Origin of the sequence: Sorangium sp. So ce362, from assembly GCF_051519845.1 — a bacterium.
GTDB lineage: Bacteria > Myxococcota_A > Polyangia > Polyangiales > Polyangiaceae > Sorangium.
Genome location: NZ_CP150332.1, coordinates 3,786,711 through 3,805,777, shown reverse-complemented (window position 1 = coordinate 3,805,777; position 19,067 = coordinate 3,786,711). Strand labels below are relative to the sequence as shown.

Sequence of the window (19,067 nt, the reverse complement as noted above, 5' to 3'; positions counted from 1 at the left end):
TCGAGCCGCGATGGTGCGTCACAGCGAGGCGACGATCTTGTGGAAGGTCTCGACCGCGTTCTCGACGCACATCTTCATCAGGATGTTCTCGCTCTGGACGTCTTTGTTCGGGGTGCCGCTCTGCGTGAGCTTGGGCGCGAACTCGCCCTGGAGCGCCTTGGACGGATAAGTCCACATGCTGATGCGGACCACCTGCGTGAGGTTGCCGCCCTGGTACATGGCGGGCTCGACCGTGGCGAGGAGGTAGAAGCCCTTCATCTTCTTCTTGCCGTTCAGAATCTTCTTGCCCTGGGCGAGCGTCTCGCCCTTGGGGGCGACCGCGTAGCCGGCCTTCGCGAGGATCTTCGACTGGATCGCGGCGCGCACGAGCGGCTCGATCTCGGACTCGGGGCGGCCGCTCTTGTTCGTGATCTCGATGGCCACGTAGTACTTCGTGTCGGCGCCCGGCGGAGGCGGCGCCCCCGGACCGCCCCCGCCACCCGAGGACAGCGTCGCGATCGACTTCTGCATCTGCGACTTGACGGCCGCGCTCTGCTCCCTGCCCTCGGCCCGCTGCAGGCACGCGAGCCCCGCGGGCTTGCCGAGCCTGCCGAGCGCCGCGGCCGCCGCGACCCTGACGGACGTGTTGGCGTCCGTCAGGGCGTCGCAGAGCGGCTTCGTGGCGGCGTCGTCCGCCGACGCGCCGAGCGCGAGCGCCGCCTGCGTCCGGACACGGTAGTCGTCGTTGCTCTTGAGCTGCTCGGCGAGGTGGCTCGTGCGCTGATCCGCGTAGCTCCTCGTGGGCATCAGAGAGAGTACAAGCGTCAAAACCAGCAACACGAGCGCAGGAAAGGGCCGACGCATTCCACGTCCGACGATACACGAGCGCATCGCGGCCGTGGCGATCGGATCGGCGGGCCTGCACTCGAAATTTGGTGCGCACACGCTCGCACTTTTGCCTTGCATTCGCTCGCTCCTCGTTGCCACCGAACTGGACGGTTTGACGCGGCCTCCTCGCGGGGCTTCAAGACGTGAGACATGTTGGGCTCCAGGGCGAACACGACATCATCATCCACTTATCTACCCGTCTACCTGTCTACCCGACGCTTCCCCGGCGCTCGGGCGACGTGTCACGTGCATGTCCGCTCACGTCCGCTCACGTCCGCGCTCGCCCACGCCGCCTCGTCTCGTCCGCGCGCGCCCGGGCGGGCTCGAGCGCAGCGCTGCCGCGGCTCGGCTTCCCCTTGCCCGGGCGCTGCCCGCGTGGCGAATAATGCGCGACCATGACGAGGAGCTCGCCGGAGGCGTTCGGGAGATGCGTGGCTTGAGACGATGCCTACAGGGGGCGCTCCTCGCGGCCACCGCGCTCGTCGCGGCGCTCCCGGCGCGCGCGCAGACGCAAGGTGCGCCGCTCCGCATCCATGTCCGGGGAAGCGCGCAGATCGACGCCGTCGCGTGGACCGAGCCCGACGGGTTCGTCGTGCGCGGCAGCGTCATCGACGACGCGCGGAGCCCGGTCGCGGAGGCGCCGCTCTCCATCGACGCCGTCACGGGCGGCGGAGCGCCCGTGGACCTGCCGACGGCGGAGAGGTGCGCGGCCGACGGCGCGGCGCGCGGCCGCGAGCACCGCGCCTCGCACGGGGGGTACGCGATCTCGACCGACGAGCGGGGCGGGTTCTGCCTCCGCGGGCGGGCGCCGCTCGCGAACGCGACGCTGCGCGTCCGCTTCCCCGGAGGGAAGCTCTACGAGCCGGCGGAGGCGAAGATCCCGATCGAGACGCACGCGGCCCCGCTCGCGCCGGTGATCCTCCGGTTCGATCCGCCGGTGGACGCGATCGATCTGGATCGCCCGACCGTCAACGTCACCGTGGCGCTCCGGATCGATCGCAGCGGCGCGCGAGGCGCCGCGAGCGGCGCGACGTTCGAGCGCGAGCGGCTCCCCGTCGTGCTCGAGGACGAGCGCGGCACGAGGCTCGCGGAGGCGCCGACCGGCGGCGACGGGCGCGCGCGCTTCGAGCTCGCGACCGAGGGCCTCGGTGGCGCCGGGCAGGGCGTGCTGCGCGCGCGCTTCGGCGGGACCGCCGCGCTCGCGAAGGCGAGCGTCGGCCAGGGCGTCGTCCGGTACGCCCAGGTCACGCTCGCGCTCTCCCACCCGGTCGAGCCGGCGCGCGCGCAGGACGGCGTGCCGATCGACGTCGAGGTGCGCTCGTCCGGCGGCCCCGTCGAGGGCGGCGTCGTCGAGGCGCTGCGCGCGGGCGAGCCCGTGGGCACCGCGGGGGTGATCTCCGGCAAGGCGCGGGTGATCGCCGCGTTCATCGCCGAGCGCGAGGGGACCGTGCCGCTGTCGCTCCGCTACGTGCCCGCCGCTCCATGGTGGATCCCCGGCGCAGAGCTCGCGATCGACGTGCCCGTCGCGGGCCCCGGGGTGTGGCGGCAGCTCGCGCTCGGCGCCGCCGTCCTCGCGATCGCGGGCTGGGTGCTCGGCGGCTGGCGGCGGGCTCCGAAGCGCGCGGAGGCGCGCGCTGGCGACGAGAAGCCCGCCGCGCCGCCCGGCCGCGCGGGCGTGCGGATCGTGGGGCCGATCGACGACGCCACCGGCTGGCGCGGCGCCGTCGCCGACGCGCACGACGGCACGCCCATCGCGCGGGCCGAGCTCACGATCGTCGTGCCCGCCTTCGACGACAGCGGCGTCATCGCGCGCGCCGTGACCGACGACGCCGGCGAGTTCTCGATCGAGGCGCCGTACCGGAGCGACGCCAAGCTCGTCGCGCGCGCGCCGACGCACAGCAGCTACGAGCAGGCGCTCCCGCCGCCGAGCAAGCTGGGCATCGCGCTGGTCACGCGCCGCCGCGCCGTCCTCGATCGCCTCGTCCGCTGGGCGCGGCGGCAGGGCGCGCCGTTCGAGGGGCCGCCGGAGCCGACGCCCGGACACGTGCGCCGCGTGGCGAGCAGGGTCCAGCAGCACGAGGTCGAGGCGTGGGCGACCCGGATCGAGCACGCCGCCTTCGGGCCCGATGCCGTCGACGAGCGGCTCGAGCAGGACCTCGGCGCGTCGGAGCCGAAGCCCGGCATCTCCCAGCTCGCTCCGTGAGCCGAGCGCTCGGGGCGCGCGGCGGCGACCCTGCCGCCGCGCCGACCTGCCGTTTCGCTGGCCGGATCGGCCGACCGCGCGAGCGCACGTTGACGTATGGGGTACGTCCCATATAGTCGGCTCCCTCGCCGGAGAACGCCAACGTGGAAATCGCCCTAATTATCGTCGGCCTCGTCGTGGTGGCGGCGATCGTCTACTTCGTCACGAAGAAGGCGGCGCCGCCCGAGATCGAAGCGCCCCCCCAACCGAAGAAGCTCCCGGAGAAGGCGAAGCAGCCCACCGCCAAGCCCTCCGACAAGCCGCGTGTCCAGAAGAAGCCTCCGGCGGAAGAAGCGCCTCCGGCGAAGGCGAAGGAGCCCGCGCCGCAGGACGAGCCGCCCGCGGCGACGCCCTTCCCTGTCGAGGTGCCCGCCGTACCACCGCCCGCGGACGAGGCGGCGCTGCCCGCGTCCGCGGTCGCGGAGGCGCCCGTGGTCGAGGCGCCGGCCAAGCCGGCCCTCGCCAGGCCGGCGCGGGAGACGACGCCCCCGGGCGCGCGCAAGCGCGACATCGAGGGGCTCCGCAAGGGCCTCGCGAAGGTTCGGGAGAGCGAGGGGTTCTTCGGCCGGCTCAAGGCGCTGTTCGCCGGCAAGAAGGAGATCGATCCCAACGTCGTCGAGCAGATCGAAGAGGTGCTGCTCACCTCGGACGTCGGCGTGAAGACGTCAGAGCTCCTCCTCGACGAGATCCGCTCGGCGCTCAGCCGGAACGAGCTCGCCGACACCGACAAGGTCTGGGACGCGCTCCGCGAGCACGCGAAGCGGATCCTGCGCGTCGGCGCCGGCGGCGGGCTCTCGCTGAAGACGCAGCCCACCGTGGTGATGGTGGTCGGCGTGAACGGCGTGGGCAAGACGACAACGATCGGCAAGCTCGCGACGCAGCTCAAGGCCGAGGGCCGGACGGTGGTGCTCGCCGCGGGCGACACGTTCCGCGCGGCGGCAGTGCAGCAGCTCAACGTCTGGGGCAAGCGCGTCGGCTGCGAGGTCGTGCGCGGCAAGGACGGGGCGAACCCGGGCGCGGTGATCTTCGACGCGATCCAGAAGGCGAAGGACACGGGCGCCGACGTCGTGCTCGCCGACACCGCGGGCAGGCTGCACACGAAGACGAACCTCATGGAGGAGCTGGCCCGGGTCGCGCGCACGATGAACAAGGCGCTCGAGGGGGCGCCTCACGAGACGCTGCTGGTGCTCGACGCCACGAACGGACAGAACGCCATGCAGCAGGCCGCGCTCTTCAAGGAGGCGCTGCCCATCACCGGCATCGTGTTGACGAAGCTCGACGGCACCGCGAAGGGCGGCGTCATCCTCGGCATCTGCGCCGAGCACGGGCTGCCCGTCCGCTACGTCGGCATCGGCGAGCGCGCGGAGGACCTCCGCGAGTTCGAGCCCGACGAGTTCGTGGAGGCGATGCTCGGCCGCGCGAGCGGCGCCGAAGACGCGGCCGCCTGACGAGCGCGGCGCCTCTCAGCGCGCGGAGCCTCGCGCGCGGCCAGGCCAGACGAGGCCCGAGCAGACCAGGCGCCGCGGCGAGCGATCTGCCCTCACCTCCCAATCACTCCCCTCGACATCGGTCAAAGAAATGGGCGATGGTCCGATCTCTCGGGCCGCCTCGCCCGCACCCGCTGAGCCGTCAGGAACCGCCATCGTGAACCCCCAGAGCAAGCACACCGGCGGATCCGGGTCCGCGGTGATTGTGCAGCGAAATTGCCGATCGGCGCGAGTCCACCCGGGCGCGCGCCGTGGGGGGCTCGGCGGTCGCCCAGGGCAAAAGGATTTGGTTGTTGATCCTTTTATTTTCGCCGTGATATAGTCCGTCGGGCTTGGCGGTTGACCGAATTAATTAATGAATTCGCGTAGTTAGGAAGCTGTTCTACCTGGGCGATCGATCGCTCACATCGCACGGACTTCGGAAGGGATGGCGATGAACCAGGCTCGCGTGGGGCTTCTCGTTGCGGCTGCGTTGGTCGCGGTGCCGCTTACGGCGTCGGCTCAGCCAAAGGAGCAACCCAAGGAAATTAACCTCGACGAGCCAGAGACTCCTGCCGAGGGCACGGAGCCGGCGGAGGGACCTGCGGTTCCGGCCGAAGGCGATGAGGAGGCGGGGCTTGGGGACATCTGCAAGATCGATCCGACGGCGTGTCCCACGATCGACTTGGACAAGGAAGCGGCGAAGGTGCTCAGGCCAGAGACCTACGCAGTGCAGCAGATCTACGCGCTGCGCTATCACCGCTTCGAGGTGAACCCGTACTTCGGGCTGACGATGAACGACCAGTTCGTCGGTCACAACGGTCCGGGGCTCGCGGTCAACTGGTACCTCACCAACGTCCTCGCGATCGGGGTCAACGGCAACTGGTACGCCGGCCTCAACACACCGTCGGACTTCAACTTCCAGACGAGCAGGGCGGCGCGTGTCGGTGAGCCGATCACCGAGTATCAGTGGAACGCGAACGCGAACTTCACGTACGTCCCCGCGTACGGCAAGTTCGCCGGGTTCAGCGACTTCATCTTCCACTACGACTTCTTCGTACTGGGCGGTGTCGGCGCGATCTCGACGCGGCCCATGGCCGTCGTCGATCCGGACAACCGCACCTTCGACTGGAAGCCGAAGCTCGCCTTCCACGTCGGCGGGGGCATCCGCATCTTCTTCAACCGCTGGTTCGCGGCCATGGCCGAGGTCAGCGACTACATCTTCTTCGACGAGCTCGAGAACCCCAGCGTCGACAAGGACAGACTCCAGGACAAGAGCACGTGGCTGGCCGATGAGAAGAGCTTCACCAACAACGTGCAGGCCCAGGTCGGGTTCTCGGTGTTCCTGCCGTTCTCCTGGGAATACCGGCTGCCGAAGTAAGGCCTTTGGACGTGGGGACGCGCAGACGCCGAGCGCGAGACATGGGATGATTCAGCCAAAGACGGGGACAGGCATGATGCGTCGATTCGTCCAAAGCCTTTGCACCGTGGTGGCAGGGCTTACCGGCTGTGCACTTCTGATGACGGCTGCGCCCGCCGAGGCGCAGGAGATTCAGCTGACCGGCCCTCTGGCCGGTGCACCCGCCGTGCGGAAGCTCCGGCTCCATCGCGAGGGACGGTTTGAGGTGGCTCCAGGCGCGTCGTTCACGCTGCTGGACGAGTACCGGCGAACGATCATGCCGGGGCTGCGCCTCACCTACCACCTCACCGACTGGCTCGGCATCGGAGCCTGGGGCGGGTACGGGTTCCAGTACAACGCCGGGCTGACGGACGAGCTCCAGCGCGTCGCGATCGACAGCCGCAGCTGCGCCGACCGGCCGTTCACGAAGGCGTGCCAGCTGACCAGGGTCAACCTGACACGAGGCCAGCTCACGGAGGACCAGCTAGCCCAGATCCAGTGGGTCGCGGCGCCGCAGGTCACGGTCGTGCCCTTCCGCGGCAAGCTGGCGCTGTTCGCCGAGCTCTTCGTGGACACCGACGTGAACTTCTTCGCCGGGCTCGCGGCGATCGGGGTGAAGGAGCGCAAGCAGTGCACAGCGAACTGCGCGGAGACCTTCGGGCTCGAGAGCCGCATGGCCCTCGCGCCGACGTTCGGCCTCGGCTTGAATTTCTATCCGTCGGACTTCATCGGCTTCGGCGCGGAGTGGCGCGCCCTGCCGTTCGAGTGGAATACTTCGGGCTTCGACAACCACGGGGCCGGCACGGATGAGGCGTTCCCTGACAACAAGGTGGACGACAAGGACCGCGAATTCCACTTCACCAGCATGGTCACCGTGAGCCTGAGCATTCAATTCCCCACCGCCATCAAGACGACGGAGTAGACGGCTTCGCCGGCTCGGATGACCGAGCCGGCTCGTCCGGGGTAGCTCGGACGGGGAGCCTCCAGTGCCGGGAGCAGCAGGCTCTGCCCTCGGCAGTGGAGCCCGGCGGAGATCGCCGGGCAGCTCGGACCGCGGCGGCGGGACAGCCACCAGAGGTCAGCGTTGGGTATTTTCGATTTTCTCCGCAAAAGCACTCCGCCGGCCGGCGGCACCCCCTCCGACAACAAGAAGGTGGCCGGTCCGGCCAAGGTCGTCGCGGACAAGCGCGCTCAGGCCTACGACCGCCTCGACGCCATCCAGACGCTCGCAGCGATGAAGAGCGCCGACGCAGCGGCGGCGCTCCTCAGGCGCTTCACGTTCTCGATCGACCCCTCGATCACGGATCAGGAAGAGAAGGATCTGGCGTTCCGGGGCATCGTCGAGGCCGGCAAGGACGCGGTGCCGGCCGTTGCCGAGTTCTGCCTCAAGGCCGAGACCCTCACCTGGCCGCTCAAGATCCTGCGGGCGCTGCTCGATGACGCGGACTATCGCGTCGAGCTCGTCCGGCTGCTCGATCGGTGCGACACGGAGTATGCGCGCAACGTCGAGCCGAAGCAGCAGATCATCGTCGCGCTGGGCGAGCTCAAGGACGACGACGTGCGGGTCGCGGTGGAGCGGTTCCTCGACGACGTCAACGAGACGGTCCGGTTCCACGCCGTGCAGACCATCTTTTCCCAGGGCGACGAGGCGAGCGTGCCTGCGCTGGTGAAGATGCTCGCGGCCGAGGAGTCGGTCCGGGTGAAGAACAAGGTGGCCGAGGGGCTGCTGACCCGCGGCTGGACGGTGCCGGCAGAGCTGCGGAGCAGCGCGAACCAGGCGCTCCAGGACTCGAACGGCTTCAGCGTGGGCTCGGACGGCAAGCTCCGGAAGGGCGCTGGATACAGCTGACCGGGCGTGCTTTTGCGACAAGGCTGTTCGCCCTGCGATCGGGTTGACAGCGTTGCCGCGCGTGGACGAAACTCCGCGCCATGCTTGTTCAGGCCTCGGCGGCAGCTGAGAGCACGGGCCGCGTAGACCGGCCCGCACCAGCGGAAAGCGAGCGTAGATTCCGTGACTGAGCACCGCTCGTCGATGGCGGAGCTCCCGTCACGACGTCGTGAGCCATGCCCCTGCTTTGCCGGGGCGTGTCTTGGAACGCGCAGACGGAGAGCGCGACGCGCCTCGCTGTCGCGCGCGCTGGCCGCTGCCGGCCTGCTGCCCTTCGCGCTCGCCCCGCGCGGGGCAGCTGCAGCCGACTTCCAGGTCGAGTCGAGCACCGGCGTTCAGGCCTACGAGGTCGCGAGCCCCTGGGGAGCCACGAACATCGAGCGACGGCGTCTCCTGCAGACGCTGGGGCTCGCCGTCTACAACCTCCAGGGCGACTTTGTCCCAGGCGAGGCGGACTACTCGGCGACCGTGCGGCTCCGGCTGGACGCGGACTTCGGGGTGAACGGCCACCTCGAAGGCGCGCAGCAGCGCGGCGAGACCGACTACAGCATCGCCGGCGGCTCACGCTACATCCCGGGGCTGCGCGAGGCGCCGCTCGATCTGATGTACGCGTACGTCGAAGGTCGGAACGTCGCCAGCGGATGGCTCGGCTTCCGCGTCGGCCGCCAGTACGTGAGCGACGTGCTCGGATGGTGGTCGTTCGATGGCGCGCTCCTCCGCGTGACGACGCCCTACTACGTCCAGATCGAGGCGTACGGCGGGCTCGAGCAGCGCGGCGGCCTGCCGCTCTCCACATCGCGCTTCGAGCAGCAGGGGATCTGGCGCGGCAACCATCGGGGCTTCGGCGACGACCGGACGCTGCCCGGGAGCGCGGCCGACTACCCGTCGTACCAGGAGGCCCAGATCGCCCCGGCGTTCGGCGTCGCGCTGGAGAGCGCCGGTCCGAGCTTCGTCCACGGCCGGCTGACCTACCGGCGCGTCTACAACACGGGGCCCTCGATCACCCAGCAGTTCCCGGATCGCGACGGGAACGTCCAGACGACCGACGGGGCGCGCATCTCGCAGGACCGGCTCGGGTACGCGGCCGACGTCAACGTGCCGGCGGTCGGCGGGCTCAAGGGCGGGGTGACCTACGACCTCTACAACCAGCTCGTCGGCTCGTTCTTCGGCGGCCTGGAGGTCTACGCGGGGAGCCGCGTCACGCTGGGCGCGGACGTCGACTACTTCGTTCCCACGTTCGACGCCGACTCGATCTGGAACTGGTTCACCCACGATCCCATCACCACGATCACCGGACGGGCGGCGGTCGACATCACCCGCGAGGTCGATGTCGCCGCCTGGGGCGGCACGCGGATGTGGATCGCCGAGGGGAACCCGGAGGAGTTCGGCGCCGGCCAGTGCCGGGAAGCGCAGCTCGGGCCGGATTGCGTCGGGACGACGACGCTCGATCCGTCGACCGACAGCGACCTCGAGGACTACGCGCGTGATGAGAAGAACCGCGCCACGACGATCACGACCGACGTGCTCGCCAACCTCGCGGGCCGCTACCGCACGCGCACGACGTCGGTCGAGCTCCGCGGGATGCTGCAGACGGGAGAGCGCGGGCGCCGGACAGGGGCCGATCTGTCGGGGGAGAGGCGGCTGAGCGGGCAGCGCTACGCGCTCGGAGCGCGGGTGTCGCTGTACAACTGGGCGGATCCGCTCAGGCCGGACCGGGACGCGACGTCGTTCGGGTACGTCCTTGGGGCCGGGTACCGGCCGGGTGAGTTCGCAGACTTCAAGCTCGAGTGGGAGCACGACATGAACCGGCTGGTGGGCCAGCGCTTCCGCGTCGTCGGCCTCGTGAACCTGCGGGTGGCGCCGTGAGCGAGGATCGCATGGACGCAAGACAGGATGGCCGGCGCGGCGCCCGGCGGGATGACCCGAGGCTCGTCCCGGGGTGGGTCGCCATCATCGCGTGCCTGGGCGCGCTGGCGCTCGCGATCGTGGGTCCCGAGGCCGCCGCCCAGCCGAAGCCGCCGGCGACGGCCGACGACGACAGCGCGGATGCGGCCGAGGACGCCGAGGAGGACGCCGAAGGAGAGAAGGGCGCGCATCCGCCGCCGAGCGGGTACAGGTCGGGCCTCTACCCGATGCCCGACGACGCGGAGGTGCCGCTGGCCTGGATGCCGCCCGGAACGAGCGCGACCCCGACCCCGAGCGACGAGATCTATCCCCCGCAGACGCTGACGATCCGCTTCAACCACAAGAAGCACGTCAAGGGGCTCAAGCAGACGTGCAAGTCGTGCCACGCAGGGGCCTACACGAGCGGCGCAGTGACCGACCGGCTGCTGCCGAGTCCGGCGCAGACCTGCGACAACTGCCACGACGTCGATCACTCCGACCTCACCCAGGTGAAGGCGGGGACGAACGAGAACGGACAGTGCGTCTACTGCCACATCGGCGACGACGCGGGCAGCGGCGGAAAGGTGGCGCCGCTCGTGCTGCCGCACGCGAACCTCCGGTTCCCGCACGAGAAGCACGTGAGCCGGAACATCAAGTGCAGCCAGTGCCACGGCCGGGTCGATCGACTCGAGCTCGCCACCCGCGAGCAGCTGCCGCGCATGGCAGGCTGCTTCTCGTGCCACAACATGAGCGGCGCAGCCCAGGGCGACGCGAAGAGCGACTGCGACGTCTGCCACCTGACGCGCCCCGACGGGCGGCTCATGACCGAGTTCGCCACGGGCGATCTGCTGCCGCCCCAGTGGCTGCACAACGCGGGACACACCCCCGACTGGCTCGAGCGGCACAAGCAGGTCGCCGCGAACGACAGCGCCTTCTGCGGGACATGCCACAGCACGAACTACTGCACCGACTGCCATGACGGGAAGATCCGTCCGCGCAACGTCCACCCGAACGACTTCCTCTCGATGCACCCGCAGGCGGCCCGGCAGGACAATCCGCGCTGCGTGAGCTGCCATCAGGAGCAAACGTTCTGTGCGGACTGCCACCGCCGGACGGGCGTGGCGCGCGACGCGCCGAGCGCCACGCGGCCCTCAGGGCGCCGCTTCCATCCCCCGCCGGCGGAGTGGACAACCGCGCCGCGCAGCGCGAAGCACCACGCCTGGGAAGCAGAGCGAAACCTGAATGCGTGCGTTTCCTGCCACACGGAGCGGGACTGCGCGACCTGCCACGCGACCCGCGGGATCTCGGGCGGGCAAGGGCTGAACCCGCATCCGCTCGGGTTCGAGAGCAAGTGCAAGACCGCGTTCTCTCGGAACCCGCGCCCGTGCCTGGTGTGCCATCAGTCGAGCGACAGGTTCCTCCAGCGTTGCCAATGAAAAGTCAAAATCGGTCAGTATATTCCTTGCCCTGGCCTTCCGGCGACGGGTATAGCGAGGTGCGCGCGGCTTCCCTAACGATCGCCGCGAACGCCAAGGAGAACGGGCGTGAAGGAGCTGATCAAGTACCTGATCGACAACCTCTATCTCGATTTCCAGGGGGAAATCACGCTGGAGACAGTGCGGGGCTTCCTCCGCGAAGACGACGGACGGGAGGCACGCCAACTTTTGTCGAAGCTCATCGAGGAGAAAGGGGTCGACGACATGCTGATCACGCTGGCCGACTGTCTCAAGGAACACATCCAGAGCGGGGTGAACGAGAAGGTCGTCCGCGAGCAGCTCTCGCTCTACGCCGAAAGCTGAGCAGGCCGGCCCGCGCGGCGCGCATCGCTTCCCTCCCCTTCTTCCTCCACGTGGCCCTCGCGACGGCCGGCTGCGACGTGGGGGAAGCCTCCTACCAGCCGATCGACGCCCCCCCTGTCCACCTGATCGAGGCGCGGGCCACGACCGGCCTCGACCAGAACTACCAGCCCGTCCGCACCCCGCTCGATCCGAGCGGCGCCACCCAAGTGCTGTCGACCGCGAGCTTCGTGCTGAAGTTCGATCGCTTCCTGCTGCCCGGCTCGGTGAGCGGCGTTGTGGGGCCCGGGTCGCTGTGCGTCTCGGGCGATCTGGCCACGCAGGTCCGGACGTTCGCGGACTGCGTGAACCCGATCGCGCTGGCGCCGACGTACAACCCGGTCCAGCGCGAGGTCATCTTCCGTCAGGTCGAAGGCATGTCGGGCCTCCTCCCGGGGACCCGGTATGCTCTCACGGTCCTCGGGCCCGTGGATGAGGCGGCTCCGGCGGGCATCCGCGCGTTCGACGGCGCGCCCCTGGCCGCTAACGTGCGCGTCGAGTTCACCGTCGCGGCGACCAACCCGCCCCAGGCGATGCCGGAGCGCCAGCCGAGCGGCGACTTCTACTGCCAGCGAGACCTCGAGTGCATCGGGCGCACGCCAGATTGCCAGGACGATCCGGCCACTCCGGAGAACGACCCGCTCGATCCGGCGTGCCACGCCTGCGTGAAGGGCGCAGCGAGCCTCCTCTACTCCTGCGTGCAATGCCACAGCGACGGGAACGCCGCCGCTGGGCTGAACCTGAGCGTGGCGAAGCTGGAACCGCTGGAACTGATCCCAGGGAAGGCGATTTTGAAGTACACGAAGCCCGACCCGCTCTACGAGACCGCGATCGGGCACGCCGCGCACCAGACCCAGATGGGCGAGCGCGCGCACGTGGCGGAGACGGCCCCGCAGCGCTTCGGCAGGGCCATGCCGCTCATCGACCCGGGAAACCCGGGGAACAGCTACCTCCTCTACAAGATGATCGTCGGGCAGAGCGCGCTCGACCCCGCCTTGCCCGCCGACCAGGCCGAGAAACTCCGGGAGGAGACGGAGCGGCTGCGCGCCGCTTTCGTGATGGGGATGCCCATGCCGCCCCCGCAGCCAGGCCCCTTGTTCTGGTTCCACCCCCAGACGGCGAACGACCCGAACGTCACGATGTACGTGGACGGGATGGATATCCTGTCCGCGTGGATCCTCGACGGCGCCGAGCCGCGCGATTGCTCCGTCCCTCCCCCGCCCTGACCGCGCCCGCGCGCCGTCACATCACCCGATTCCGCCCGCCCTTCTTCGCATGGTAGAGCCGCTCGTCGGCGCGGCGGTAGAGCTCCATGGGCGAGACGGGCGCGTCCGGCGTGATGCCGGCGACCCCGAAGCTCGCGGTGACGGCGATCTCGCCGTCCTCGAAGCGGAACGGCGTGCGCTCCACGAGCGCGCGCAGCTTCTCGGCGACGACGCGCGCGCCGTCCACGGCAAGCTCCGGGACGAGCAGCGCGAACTCCTCGCCGCCGACGCGCGCGAGGACGTCGTCGCGGCGGACGTTCGCGGCGGCGAGCGCGGCCATCTGGCGGAGCACGGCGTCGCCCGTGAGGTGCCCCCGGGTGTCGTTGATGCTCTTGAAGTGATCGATGTCGAACATGATGAGCGCGAGGTGGCGATGGTAACGGCACGCGCGCGACACCTCCCGCTCGAGCGCGACCTCGAAGGAGCGCTTGTTGTGGACCTGCGTGAGCCCGTCGAAGGTCATCAGGCGGTAGATCTCTTCGTGGTACGAGAGCTCGACGTTCCCCCCCTGGATGAACTTGAAGATCGTCCGGCCGATCTTGACCTGATCGCCGTCCTTGAGGACGCGCTCGTCGACCGAGACGTCGTTCACGTAGGTGCCGTTGGTCGAGCCGAGATCGCGGACGACGTAGCCCATCCCGTTCCAGGAGATGCGCGCGTGGCGGCGGCTGACCGCCTCGTCGTCGAGCGGGATCTCGGTCTGTATCGCACGCCCGCACTCGATCGCCCCGGTGCCGAGCGCGATGCGGCGCCCGAGCTCCGTGCCGTAGATCACGACCAGGCACGCGGTGCCAGGCTCCACCGGAAGCGCCGGCGGGGCGATGGACGTGCAGGTGACGAGCGTCTGCCGGTGATCGTTCTCTTGCTTCGCCACGCGGGAGGACCCAAGTACACCAGAGCCGGCGTTCCGGGGCAACGCACGTCGCGCGTCGGACATGGTAGGCTTCAACCATGAAACGCTGCGGTTTCGCGCAGATGTGTGTGGCCGCCACGGCGGCCGCCGCGCTCTCCGCTCCCCTGAGCGGGTGTGGTCAGAGCGCACCCCCGATCGACGAGAGCGACGCCTCGCCGCCGCAGCCCGAGATCGTCTCGCGCTTCCCGGACGCCCCGCCCCTCCCGGGCGAGGCCGAGTGCAAGGTCGTCGTCCAGACGGGGATCCGCGTGACCTCCGCGCAGCACCTGCCCTTGTGCGCGCCCATCCAGTACGAGACAAACCCGCCGAGCGGCGGAGATCACTGGGCCCTCTGGGCCGAGTACAAGCGCTACGAGGCCGAGGTCCCGCGGGAGCTCTACGTGCACAACCTCGAGCACGGCGCGATCGTCCTCGCCTACCGGTGCCCGCCGTCGGGCTGCGCGGAGGTGGAGGCGATGCTCGACGAGGTGCGGACCGAGGCCGCCTCGGATCCGAGATGCCTCACGCTGCCCGGAGGGCCCGAGGCGCGCCTCGTGATGACGCCCGACAGCGCGCTGGACACCCCCATCGCCGCCGCGGCCTGGGGCGCCACGTACACCGCGACGTGCCTCGACAAGCCGTCGCTCGCGCGCTTCGTGGCAGACCACTACGGCAAGGGTCGGGAAGACACGTGCAGCAACGCGTCGGCCGTCGACGTCGATCTGCCGGACGGCGGCGCGCCGAGCTGCGGTGACGACATGCCGCCCGACGAGGGCGCGGGCGACACGCCCGACGCAGCCGGCGGCGGTCCGCCAGGACCGTAACCCGGTTGACAGGTGGCTCGCAGCCCGGGAGCATTCCTGGAATGAGCGAGCCGTCGACCGTGACACCTCGGTTGGCAGAGCGCTTCCGGCTGCTGGATGTCGCGGGGTCGGGCGGGTCGGCCGAGGTCTGGAGGGCCGTCGATCAGGAGCGCGGCGGCGTTGTGGGGCTCAAGATCGAGCGACGCGACCGCGGCGCGCCCGGGGAGGAGCGCGCGGCCGCGCTGCGGGCGCTCGCCCGCGAGGCGTTGCACGCAGCGCTCGCGCTCTCGCCGCGCCTGCCGGAGCTCGTCGATGTCGGGTGGCTGTCGGCGCGCGACGGCGTCGCGCGCGTCGAGGGCGCCCCCGGCGAGGAGCGGCGCGCGTTCGTGGCGATGCGCTGGATCGAGGGGCGCGCCGTCGCCGAGGCCGTACGCGAGCTGCCTCCGGGCGAGCGCGCGGCGCTGGCGCTCGCCGTCGCGCGCGACGCGGGCGAGGCGCTCGGCGACCTGCACGGCATCGGCCTGGCCCACGGGGATCTCAAGCCGGAGAACCTGATCCTGACGCCGGAGGGGCGGATCGGGATGATCGACCTGGGGCTCGCCTGCTCGATCCACGAGACCGCCGTGGAAGGGGCGACGCTCAGGTACCTCGCGCGCCGCGACGCGGAGCTCGGGGACGCGCGGGCGAGGGACCTGCTCGCGCTGGGGACGCTGCTCGCCGAGATCGCGCTCCCCGGCGTGGGGGCCGCGGACGATCCCATCGGGGCGGCGCGCGCCGCGGTGGCCGCGGGGAGCGCGGCCGGGCCCACGCTCGACGCGATCTGCAGGGCCCTCCTGTCGCCCTGCCCCGCCGCGCGGCCGTCCTCGGCGTGGGTCACCGATTCGGCCCGCGCCGCGCTCGCCGGCGCGCAGCCGGCGCGCGATCCGATCGCCGGGAGAGCGGCGCGGCGCGCGGACGACGATCCCGGGGCGCCGGGCGCGGCGCGCGATCGGCAGGACCGCGACGCGCGCCGCGTGCGCGCCGCCTACCTGCGCCTGCGGCGACACGAGCTCGAGACGGCGACCGGGGTGCGCGACGACGTGGCCCCCTGGCTCGCGGACGCGTTCGCGGTGGTCCAGCGGGCGCGCGCGCTCTCCGGCGCGGGCGACGGCGCGGCGCGCGCGGGCTCGCCGCAGGGCGAGGCGGCGTGGCTGGGGCGGCTCGGCCCGGACCGCGTCGCGCGGTGGCTCACCGCGCTCGTGGGGACGAGCGCCGCGGCGTGGCCGATGACGACCCTCGCGGCGGCGCCGGAGCGCGCGCTGGCGGACGCGCTCGTCGCCCTGGCGCGGCAGATCCCGCCGCGGGCCTGGACGTTCGCGGACGTCGAGGCGGCCGCGCTGGGGGGCGGCGCGCGACGGCGGGCGACCGCGGCGACGCGCGACCGCGGCGCCGCCGGCGAGGGCGCCGCCGCGGCGCAGGCCATGGGCGCGGCGGAGGCGGCGGAGCTGGCGCTCGCGATCGCGCGCGTGCCGCCGGATCCGCTCGCGATCGAGGCGATCGAGCAGCGCGACGACGCGCCCGCCAGCCTTGTCGTCGCCGCGGCAAACGCGCTCCGGCTGCACGGCGATCTCGGCCGCGCGCGGAGCCTGATGCTGCGCGCGTCCGTGCGGGACGCGACGGAGGCCGCAGCGCTCGCCGCGGAGGTCCTGCGGCGCGCCGGGGATCGCGTCCTCGCCGAGGAGCGCGCCCGCGCCGCCATCGACGCCGGCGCAGACCCGGACGGGCGCGCGGCCGCGGTGCTCGCGCGCATCGCGATCGACGCGGGGACGCTGGGCGCGGCCGAGGCGCTCGCCGGGGAGGCGGTCACCGCGCCCCTCTGCGAGGTGCGCGCGCTGATCGCGGTGCTGCGCGGCGACGCCGCGCGGGCGCTGTCCGAGGTGGCGCGCGGCGAGGCGCTCGCGGGCTCCGTCGAGGAGCTCGCGCGGATGGCCGCGGTGCGCGGCTATGCGTGGCACGCGAGCGATCCGGAGCGCGCGCACGCGTCGTTCAGCGCCGCGGTCGACTACGCCGTCCGCGCCGGGGCCGTGGTCGAGGAGGCGACCTACCGGACCGGCGAGGCGGCGGCGGCGGTGGATCTCGGCGATCTCGACGGCGCGATCGCGACATCGACCCGCGCGGCGCTGCTCTGGGAGCACCTCGGCCGGCCAGCCCAGGGGGCGCGCGCGCTGCTCGCGTGCGCGGCCGCCTACGCCACCGCGGGCCTCGCGCACGAGACCCGCCAGATGGCCGAAGACGCCATCGCCCGGGCCCGCGACGCGGGCGACACGAAGGCGGAGGCCTACGCGCTCTGGGCGATCGCGGACGTGGCCGCCACGCGCGGGGACGGCGTCGCGAGCGCCGAGGCGGGCTCGCGGCTCGACGCGCGCGCGGCGGCGGAGCGCGCCGCGGCGCTCCTCGCCGGCGGCTCGGCGGACGACGCGCTCCGGGCGGCCGCGCGGCGCCTGCGCCACGGCGCGGGCGAGCTCGATGGCGCCCGCGTCGAGGAGCTCGACGAGCTCGCGAGCGGCCCGGATCTCGCCGCGGCTTCGCGGCTCGACTGGTGGGGGGCGCGCGCGGCGCGCGCCATGGACGACGTCGGCGACGCGCCCGCCGAGGACGACGGACAGGGCGGCGCGGCGCGCTCGGCGCCCCACGGCGGCCGCAGCGACCGCGTCCTCGCCGCGCTCGCCTCGCTCGCGGGCACCCGCGCGCCGATCGCGTCGCGCGGCCCGGCGCTCGCCGCGGCGCACGCGCTCGCGGTCCAGACCGGGCAGACGGACGTCGCGCACCGGGTGCTCGCGGCGCTCTCCGAGGCCGCGCGCGAGCTCTGCAGGCGCAACGCGGACGCGGGCTCGGCAGGGGCCTCCTCCGCCTCGCCGGGGCTCTCCGGCGCGGTCCGGTCGCTGCCGTGGGTCGCCCGCGCGCGGGCGCTGCCGGAGAGCGGCCTCGGCCCCGAGCAGGCGCGCGATCTGGAGGCGCTCGTCGGCGCGCTCGGCGAACGCGAGCGGCTCACGCCGCTGCTCGATCGGGTCGTCGACGCGCTCGTGCTGTGGACGGGGGTCGAGCGGGGGCTCCTGCTCCTGCGCGCCCCGAACGGGCGCCTCGTCCCGCGGGCCGCGCGCAATCTGGCGCGCTCCCGCCTCGGCGCGGAGCAGCTCGCGCTGTCGGAGACGCTCGCGCGCCGCGCCCTGGAGGCGCGCGAGCCGGTGGTCGCCGTCGACGCCGCGGGGGAGCTGCCGAGCGTGCACCGCAGCGTGCACGCGCTGAAGCTCCGGAGCGTGCTGGCCGTGCCGCTCATCGCGCGCGGCGAGGCGCTCGGCGTCGTCTACCTCGACGATCGCGTGCGCCGCGGCGCGTTCGGGGCGCAGGAGCTCCGGTGGGCGCGCACCATCGCGTCGGTCGCGGCGCTGGCGATCGCCGACGCGCGCGCGCAGGTGCAGCTGCGCCGCGCCGCTCGCCGCGCGGAGCGCGCGTCGTCGCGGCTCGCCGAGGAGCTCGCGCGCCGCGAGGCGGAGCTCGACGCGGCGGCGATCGAGCTCGCCAGGGCGCGTGGGGGCCGGGACACGCGCTACCGGTACGACGCCATCATCGGCGAGAGCGAGCCCGTGCACGCGATGCTGCGCCTCGTCGACCGCGTGACCGCGTCCGAGGTGCCGGTGCTCGTCTGCGGCGAGTCCGGCAGCGGCAAGGAGCTCGTGGCGCGGGCCATCCACCACAACGGCCCGCGCGCGGCGCACCCGTTCGTGAGCGAGAACTGCGGCGCGATCCCCGAGGGGCTGCTCGAGTCGGCGCTCTTCGGGCACGTGCGCGGCGCGTTCACGGGCGCGGATCGGCCGCGCGCCGGGCTCTTCGAGGTGGCGGACCGGGGGACGCTGTTCCTCGACGAGATCGGCGAGATGAGCCTCGCCATGCAGACGAAGCTGCTGCGCGTCCTCGAGGACGGCCTCGTGCGGCCGCTCGGCTCGGAGCGGACGCGCAAGGTCGACGTGCGCGTCATCGCCGCGACCCACCGCGATCTGGAGGCGCTCGTCCGCGCCCGCGCCTTCCGCGAGGATCTCTTCTACCGGCTGAACATCATCACGATCCGGGTGCCGCCGCTGCGCGAGCGCGCCACCGACGTGCCGCTCATCGTCCAGCACCTCGTCTCCAAGCACGGCCGCGGACCGGTCCGGGTCACGCGCGGGGCGATGGATCGGCTCTCGACCCACGGGTGGCCCGGCAACGTGCGCCAGCTGGAGAACGAGATCCGGCGGGCGATCGTGCTCTGCGATGGGACCATCGATCGGGAGCACCTGTCGCCCGAGATCGCGCAGGGCGGCGGCGCGGCGCCGCGCGAGCTCGGCCTCAACGTCCGCGGGAGGATCGACGCGCTGGAGACGGAGCTCGTGCGCGACGCGCTGGAGCGCACGCGCGGCAACCAGACGCAGGCGGCCAAGCTGCTCGGGCTGTCGAGGTTCGGCCTGCAGAAGATGATCAAGCGGCTCGCGATCGAGGCGTGAGGCGAGCCC

The 19,067-nt window shown here is 72.0% G+C and carries 13 protein-coding genes; 11 read left to right on the top strand and 2 right to left on the bottom strand.

Translation table 11 applies throughout. The features are described from left to right. Positions 1-18: 18 nt before the first annotated feature. Positions 19-786 carry a HEAT repeat domain-containing protein gene (locus WMF17_RS14985; protein WP_437602747.1) on the bottom strand — a complete coding sequence of 256 codons (768 nt, stop codon included), beginning with the start codon at positions 784-786 and terminating at the stop codon, positions 19-21. 508 nt (positions 787-1,294) lie between these two features. Between WMF17_RS14985 and WMF17_RS14980 the strand changes: the two genes are divergently transcribed. The 9 genes from WMF17_RS14980 (at position 1,295) to WMF17_RS14940 (ending at position 12,807) form a co-directional block, all read left to right on the top strand. Then, positions 1,295-3,070, top strand: coding sequence for a carboxypeptidase-like regulatory domain-containing protein (locus tag WMF17_RS14980; RefSeq protein ID WP_437602745.1), 1,776 nt, complete (start codon positions 1,295-1,297; stop codon positions 3,068-3,070). A 143-nt stretch (positions 3,071-3,213) separates the two neighbouring features. Next, the gene (gene ftsY / locus WMF17_RS14975; protein ID WP_437602743.1) at positions 3,214-4,557 is read left to right on the top strand and encodes a signal recognition particle-docking protein FtsY; all 1,344 of its coding nucleotides are present in this window, start codon (positions 3,214-3,216) and stop codon (positions 4,555-4,557) included. A gap of 703 nt (positions 4,558-5,260) precedes the next feature. Beyond that, a complete protein-coding gene (locus WMF17_RS14970; RefSeq protein ID WP_437602742.1) occupies positions 5,261-5,956 on the top strand; it encodes an outer membrane beta-barrel domain-containing protein in 696 nt (231 codons plus the stop codon). Between the two features lie 139 nt (positions 5,957-6,095). Continuing rightward, positions 6,096-6,896, top strand: a complete 801-nt coding sequence (locus WMF17_RS14965; RefSeq protein WP_437650099.1) for a hypothetical protein — start codon at positions 6,096-6,098, stop codon at positions 6,894-6,896. Positions 6,897-7,058: 162 nt separating this feature from the next. Then, positions 7,059-7,823, top strand: coding sequence for a HEAT repeat domain-containing protein (locus tag WMF17_RS14960; protein WP_437602739.1), 765 nt, complete (start codon positions 7,059-7,061; stop codon positions 7,821-7,823). Positions 7,824-7,985: 162 nt separating this feature from the next. Further along, entirely contained in the window at positions 7,986-9,728 is a 1,743-nt protein-coding gene (locus WMF17_RS14955) for a hypothetical protein (protein WP_437602737.1), read from the top strand. 11 nt (positions 9,729-9,739) lie between these two features. After that, positions 9,740-11,182 (top strand): cytochrome c3 family protein, encoded by a 1,443-nt coding sequence (locus WMF17_RS14950; protein ID WP_437602736.1) that lies wholly within the window; start codon positions 9,740-9,742, stop codon positions 11,180-11,182. 108 nt (positions 11,183-11,290) lie between these two features. Beyond that, the gene (locus tag WMF17_RS14945; RefSeq protein ID WP_020735484.1) at positions 11,291-11,545 is read left to right on the top strand and encodes a hypothetical protein; all 255 of its coding nucleotides are present in this window, start codon (positions 11,291-11,293) and stop codon (positions 11,543-11,545) included. Between the two features lie 50 nt (positions 11,546-11,595). Then, positions 11,596-12,807 carry an Ig-like domain-containing protein gene (locus WMF17_RS14940; protein ID WP_437602734.1) on the top strand — a complete coding sequence of 404 codons (1,212 nt, stop codon included), beginning with the start codon at positions 11,596-11,598 and terminating at the stop codon, positions 12,805-12,807. A gap of 16 nt (positions 12,808-12,823) precedes the next feature. On the opposite strand, the gene WMF17_RS14935 is transcribed toward WMF17_RS14940, so the two are convergent. Next, positions 12,824-13,720 carry a diguanylate cyclase gene (locus tag WMF17_RS14935; RefSeq protein WP_437602732.1) on the bottom strand — a complete coding sequence of 299 codons (897 nt, stop codon included), beginning with the start codon at positions 13,718-13,720 and terminating at the stop codon, positions 12,824-12,826. A 77-nt stretch (positions 13,721-13,797) separates the two neighbouring features. Here WMF17_RS14935 and WMF17_RS14930 point away from each other — a divergent pair, with 77 nt between their 5' ends. Both WMF17_RS14930 and WMF17_RS14925 read left to right on the top strand, forming a co-directional pair. Next, positions 13,798-14,562 (top strand): DUF3105 domain-containing protein, encoded by a 765-nt coding sequence (locus tag WMF17_RS14930; RefSeq protein ID WP_437650097.1) that lies wholly within the window; start codon positions 13,798-13,800, stop codon positions 14,560-14,562. Between the two features lie 41 nt (positions 14,563-14,603). Beyond that, positions 14,604-19,058: a sigma 54-interacting transcriptional regulator gene (locus tag WMF17_RS14925; protein ID WP_437650095.1), complete on the top strand. Its 4,455-nt coding sequence runs from the start codon at positions 14,604-14,606 to the stop codon at positions 19,056-19,058. Positions 19,059-19,067: the final 9 nt, after the last annotated feature.

Coding starts and splice junctions, on each gene's coding strand:
- WMF17_RS14985 (WP_437602747.1), bottom strand. CDS start 786: ATGCCCACGAGGAGCTACGCGGATCAGCGCACGAGCCACCTCGCCGAG.
- WMF17_RS14980 (WP_437602745.1), top strand. CDS start 1,295: ATGCGTGGCTTGAGACGATGCCTACAGGGGGCGCTCCTCGCGGCCACC.
- WMF17_RS14965 (WP_437650099.1), top strand. CDS start 6,096: ATGACGGCTGCGCCCGCCGAGGCGCAGGAGATTCAGCTGACCGGCCCT.
- WMF17_RS14950 (WP_437602736.1), top strand. CDS start 9,740: ATGGACGCAAGACAGGATGGCCGGCGCGGCGCCCGGCGGGATGACCCG.
- WMF17_RS14930 (WP_437650097.1), top strand. CDS start 13,798: ATGAAACGCTGCGGTTTCGCGCAGATGTGTGTGGCCGCCACGGCGGCC.
- WMF17_RS14925 (WP_437650095.1), top strand. CDS start 14,604: ATGAGCGAGCCGTCGACCGTGACACCTCGGTTGGCAGAGCGCTTCCGG.